The organism is Sphingobacterium sp. UBA7253 (assembly GCF_002472745.1).
GTDB classification, from domain to species: Bacteria; Bacteroidota; Bacteroidia; order Sphingobacteriales; family Sphingobacteriaceae; genus Sphingobacterium; species Sphingobacterium siyangense.
Window position 1 is genome coordinate 1 of the sequence record NZ_DKSP01000210.1, and the last position, 218, is coordinate 218.

A 218-nucleotide genomic window follows, 5' to 3' on the forward strand; every position below is an offset into this window, starting at 1 on the left:
CGCAATTGGGGTTAAAGGAAATGGAAGCTACAGGCCAAGCCTTCGATCCTGAATTACAAGAAGCTATCACGGCAATTCCTGCACCCACAGCAGAATTAAAGAATAAAGTAGTGGACGTGATCGAAAAGGGGTACTACTTAGGTGACAAAGTGATCCGTCACGCAAAGGTAGTTATAGGTCAATAATATTAAGACGATGTCAAAAAGAGATTATTACGA

Annotated in this window: 1 protein-coding gene; it reads left to right on the plus strand. The window is 41.3% G+C overall.

Features of this window, described 5'->3' with window-relative positions; genetic code table 11:
- Positions 1 to 185, plus strand: a 185-nt coding sequence (locus B2X72_RS21325) for a nucleotide exchange factor GrpE (protein WP_286851421.1), incomplete at its 5' end; no start/stop codon positions are given.
- Positions 186 to 218: the final 33 nt, after the last annotated feature.